Annotated in this window: 5 protein-coding genes and 1 tRNA gene; 1 reads left to right on the top strand and 5 read right to left on the bottom strand. The window is 68.4% G+C overall.

Translation table 11 applies throughout. From position 1 onward, the window contains the following. Positions 1–104 precede the first annotated feature (104 nt). The 4 genes from guaA to GJV64_RS11930 form a co-directional block, all read right to left on the bottom strand. Positions 105–1,661, bottom strand: coding sequence for a glutamine-hydrolyzing GMP synthase (guaA, locus tag GJV64_RS11945; protein ID WP_164157435.1), 1,557 nt, complete (start codon positions 1,659–1,661; stop codon positions 105–107). A 9-nt stretch (positions 1,662–1,670) separates the two neighbouring features. After that, positions 1,671–2,108: an acyl-CoA thioesterase gene (locus GJV64_RS11940; RefSeq protein ID WP_164157434.1), complete on the bottom strand. Its 438-nt coding sequence runs from the start codon at positions 2,106–2,108 to the stop codon at positions 1,671–1,673. A gap of 55 nt (positions 2,109–2,163) precedes the next feature. Further along, a tRNA-Ala gene (locus tag GJV64_RS11935) sits at positions 2,164–2,239 on the bottom strand. Between the two features lie 95 nt (positions 2,240–2,334). Next, entirely contained in the window at positions 2,335–2,655 is a 321-nt protein-coding gene (locus tag GJV64_RS11930; RefSeq protein WP_164157433.1) for a TIGR02300 family protein, read from the bottom strand. 146 nt (positions 2,656–2,801) lie between these two features. On the opposite strand from GJV64_RS11930, the gene aroA reads away from it, so the two are divergent. Next, the gene (gene aroA, locus GJV64_RS11925; RefSeq protein ID WP_164157432.1) at positions 2,802–4,157 is read left to right on the top strand and encodes a 3-phosphoshikimate 1-carboxyvinyltransferase; all 1,356 of its coding nucleotides are present in this window, start codon (positions 2,802–2,804) and stop codon (positions 4,155–4,157) included. Here aroA and GJV64_RS15765 read toward each other — a convergent pair. Further along, the gene (locus GJV64_RS15765) at positions 4,051–4,278 is read right to left on the bottom strand and encodes a hypothetical protein (RefSeq protein ID WP_408014993.1); all 228 of its coding nucleotides are present in this window, start codon (positions 4,276–4,278) and stop codon (positions 4,051–4,053) included. The two genes, aroA and GJV64_RS15765, sit on opposite strands and share 107 nt — an antisense overlap. Between the last annotated feature and the right edge of the window lie 40 nt (positions 4,279–4,318).

The raw sequence follows: 4,318 nt of genomic DNA, 5'->3' as shown, positions 1-4,318 counted from the left end.
CCGCGACGCCGTGCGGCTGCCGTCGCTGCCCTCGCCGCCGCCGCCCGGCCTCACCGTCTGGCTGCGGCGCACGCCCTAGGCACCAGACCGACGGCGAGGACGCCTCACTCCCACTCGATGGTGCCGGGCGGTTTCGATGTATAGTCGTAGACGACGCGGTTGATGCCCTTGACCTCGTTGACGATGCGGGTGGCCACGCGGGTCAGGAAGCCGGAGTCGAAGGGATAGACGTCCGCCGTCATGCCATCGACGCTGGTGACCGCGCGCAGGCCGCAGACACGGTCATAGGTGCGGCCATCGCCCATCACGCCGACGGTGCGCACCGGCAGCAGCACGGCAAAGGCCTGCCAGATCTCGTCATAGAGGCCGGCCTTGCGGATTTCCTCGAGATAGATGGCATCGGCCTTGCGGAGCGTGTCGCAGGCTTCCTTCGTCACCTCGCCGGGGATGCGGATGGCGAGGCCGGGGCCGGGGAACGGATGGCGGCCGACGAAGGCCGGCGGCAGGCCGAGCTCGACGCCCAGCCGGCGCACCTCGTCCTTGAACAGCTCTCGCAGCGGCTCCACCAGCTTCATGTTCATGCGTTCGGGCAGCCCGCCGACATTGTGGTGGCTCTTGATCGTGACACTGGGCCCGCCGGTGAACGAGACACTCTCGATGACGTCGGGGTAAAGCGTGCCCTGCGCGAGGAACTCGGCCCCGCCGATCTTCTGCGCTTCGGCTTCGAACACCTCGATGAAGGTCTTCCCGATGAACTTGCGCTTGGCCTCGGGGTCGGTGACGCCGGCGAGGCCATCCAGGAACAGCGCTTCGGCCTCCACGTGGACCAGCGGGATATGATAATGCTCGCGGAACAGGCTCACCACCTGTTCGGCCTCAGCCGCGCGCATCAGGCCGTGATCGACGAACACGCAGGTCAGTTGGTCGCCGATCGCTTCATGGATCAGCACGGCAGCGACCGCCGAATCGACCCCGCCCGACAGGCCGCAGATCACGCGGCCGGTGCCCACCTGTTCGCGGATCTCGGCGATCTTGGCGGCGCGAAAGCCGGCCATCGACCAGTTGGGGGTGATGCCGCAGACCTGCGTGACGAAGGTTTTCAGCAGCGCCGCACCATCGGGCGTGTGCACCACTTCCGGGTGGAACTGCACGCCGTAGCGACGGGCCTCGTCGTTGGCGATGGCGGCAAAGGGCGCGCCGGCGCTGGTGGCCACCGCGCGGAAACCGGGCGGGATCGCCTCGATGCGGTCACCATGGCTCATCCACACCGTCGGCCGGTCGCCCTTGGCCCAAACCCCGGCGAAGAACGCGCAATTATCGACAATGTCGATCTCTGCGCGGCCGAACTCGCGGTGATCGGAAGCGACGACGGCGCCGCCCAGCTGGTGGCACATCGCCTGTTCGCCATAGCAGATGCCGAGCAACGGAACGTTGGCCGCGAGAATTTCATCGGGGATGCGCGGGCCGTTGGCGTCACTGACATTGGCCGGGCTGCCCGACAGGATGACACCCCGAGGACGCATCCGCTGATAGGCTTCGGCGCCGCGGGCGAAGGGCACGATCTCGCAATAGACGCCCACCTCGCGGATGCGCCGGGCGATCAGCTGCGTCACCTGGCTGCCGAAATCGAGGATCAGGATCGAATCGTCTGGTGTGTCCATCGCGGGCGCTTAAGGCGTGACCACCAATGGCGCAAGCCGGTCCCGCCAGGCCGCTGGCAGCGGCGTGGGCCGGCGCGTCTCGCGGTCGACATAGACATGCACGAAGTGGCCTTCCGCTGCCGGGCCCTCGTGGCCGGCGCTGAACAGGCCCACTTCCCAGCGCACGCTGCTGTTGCCCAGCTTCGTGATGCGGATGCCGGCTTCCACCACCTCAGGAAAGGCGACGCTGCGGTGGTAGCGGCAGCCGGTTTCGACGACGAGGCCGATGGGATTGCCGGCATGGATGTCGAGCAGGCCCGCCTCCACCAGCCAGGCATTCACCGCCGTGTCGAACCAGCTGTAGTAAACCACGTTGTTGACGTGGCCATAGGCATCGTTGTCCATCCAACGGGTGGGGATGGCGCGGAAGGCGCGATAGTCGGAACGGCCAGACGGCGGCATGGTCATGGCCGAACGCCTACCAAGAAAAAACCCCGGCCGAAACCGGGGTTCTTCAGGGGGATGGTGGAGCCTAGCGGGATCGAACCGCTGACCTCTACAATGCCATTGTAGCGCTCTCCCAGCTGAGCTAAGGCCCCGCACCATTTCGCTGCGGACGCTGCTGCTGGCAGCAGCGCCGGGAGCGGCCGGTTAGGCGAAACAGGGGCGGCTGGCAAGCCCCTTTTCGGCAAACTCAGTTCTCGTCGTCCTCGCCTTCCGAGACGACGCCCAGATCATCATCGTCGCCCAGATCGACATCGCCATCGGCCTGGCCGGCCTCCACGTCGGTGTCGAGATCCAGATCCTCGTCCACCGCCACCACCTCATCGGCGCCGGCTTCCACCTGCGGCTTGGCGGCTTCGAACGGCGTCGTCTGCTTGGACTTCAGGATCGGTTCCGGCGCCCAGGCAAAGCCGCAGGAAATGCAGGTCACCGGATCGTCCTTGCCCAGATCATAGAAGCGGGTGTTGCACTTCGGGCAGGCACGCTTGGTGCCCCATTCTGCCTTGACCATATCGTCTCCGTGCTGCCGGGCCGGTGGGTTGCGCGCCGACCGGGCACATGTGCTGGGGCCGGGAACGGCAGGCCCGTCCCGGAAAGACCGGCGCATTGCCACAGGCGGCAAGCCCTGTCAAAGCGCCCGAAAAGCAGCAGGACATCATGCGCCACGCCGACGCCCAGACCCAGCCACTCTCCCTCACCGCCCCCGGCCCGCTGGCCGGAGACGTGACGGTGCCGGGCGACAAGTCGATCAGCCACCGGGCGCTGATGCTGGGCGCGCTGGCGGTGGGGACAAGTCGCGTCACTGGCCTGCTGGAGGGCGAGGATGTGCTGGCCACCGCTGCTGCCATGCGGGCCATGGGGGCGGACATCGTGCGCAACGGTCCAGGCGACTGGCAGATCAACGGCGTTGGCGTCGGCGGCCTGCTGCAGCCGGGCCAGGCGCTCGACATGGGCAACAGTGGCACCTCCACGCGGCTGTTGATGGGGCTGGTCGCCAGCCACCCGATCAGCGCCACCTTCGTCGGCGATGCCAGCCTGTCCGGACGGCCCATGGGCCGGGTGATCACGCCCTTGTCGCTGATGGGCGCAGCCATCACCGCCACCCCCGGCCCCGGCGGCCGCCAGACCCTGCCGCTCACCCTCACCGGTGTCTGCCCGGCAATCCCCTTGCGCTACACGCTGCCGGTCGCCTCGGCGCAGGTGAAATCGGCCATCCTGCTCGCCGGTCTCAACACGCCGGGCGAGACGGTGGTGATCGAGCCGGTCCCCACCCGCGATCACAGCGAGCGGATGCTGGCCGGCTTCGGCGCGGCGCTGTCGGTCACACAGGCGCCGGAGGGCCGGATCATCACCCTGCGCGGCGAGGCCGAGCTGAAGCCGCAGAGCATCGTGGTGCCGGGCGACCCGTCATCGGCCGCCTTCCCAATGGTGGCGGCGCTGATCGTGCCGGGCAGCGACGTGATCATCCGCAATGTCGGCATCAACCCCACCCGCGCCGGGCTGATCACGGTGCTGCAGGCGATGGGCGGCGACATCACGCTGCTGAACGAACGCAGCGTTGGCGGCGAGCCGGTGGCCGATCTGCAGGTGCACCACTCGGCGCTGACCGGCATCGAGGTGCCGCCGGAAGGCGCGCCGTCGATGATCGATGAATATCCCGTCCTGTTCGTCGCCGCTGCTTTCGCGAAGGGCCGCACCGTTATGCGCGGGCTGGAGGAACTGCGGGTGAAGGAATCGGATCGCATCGCGGTGATGGCGCAAGGCCTGAAAGCCTGCGGCGTTGCCTGCGAGGAAGTCGAGGACGGCCTGATCGTGGACGGGCGCGGGGGCGATCCGGTGCCCGGCGGCGCCACCATCGCCGCCCACCTCGATCACCGCATCGCGATGAGCTTTGCAGTGCTGGGCCTCAACGCGCGAGCGCCGGTGACGATCGACGATGCCCGTCCGATCGCGACGAGCTTTCCGACGTTCGTGCCGATGATGGAAGCGCTTGGCGCAGCAGCACAGCGCTGATCGCCTGCGCGGCGCTGCCGTCGCCATAGGGCAGCGCCGGCCGCGCCATGCGGGCGCGCCGCTCCGCATCGCCCAGCACCGCGCGCGCCGCCGCCAGGATGGCTGACGGCTCGGCGCCCACCAGCACCGCATTGCCGCTCGCCAGCCCCTCGGGCCGTTCC

Origin of the sequence: Sandarakinorhabdus rubra, assembly GCF_010994245.1 — a bacterium.
Taxonomy (GTDB): Bacteria; Pseudomonadota; Alphaproteobacteria; order Sphingomonadales; family Sphingomonadaceae; genus Sandarakinorhabdus; species Sandarakinorhabdus rubra.
The sequence above is the reverse complement of the archived record's forward strand: the minus strand, read 5'-3'. Positions and strand labels throughout refer to the sequence as shown.

Bases quoted from the DNA above. Each gene is read 5' to 3' on its own strand.
- guaA (WP_164157435.1), bottom strand. From the start codon at position 1,661: ATGGACACACCAGACGATTCGATCCTGATCCTCGATTTCGGCAGCCAG.
- aroA (WP_164157432.1), top strand. From the start codon at position 2,802: ATGCGCCACGCCGACGCCCAGACCCAGCCACTCTCCCTCACCGCCCCC.
- GJV64_RS11940 (WP_164157434.1), bottom strand. From the start codon at position 2,108: ATGACCATGCCGCCGTCTGGCCGTTCCGACTATCGCGCCTTCCGCGCC.
- GJV64_RS11930 (WP_164157433.1), bottom strand. From the start codon at position 2,655: ATGGTCAAGGCAGAATGGGGCACCAAGCGTGCCTGCCCGAAGTGCAAC.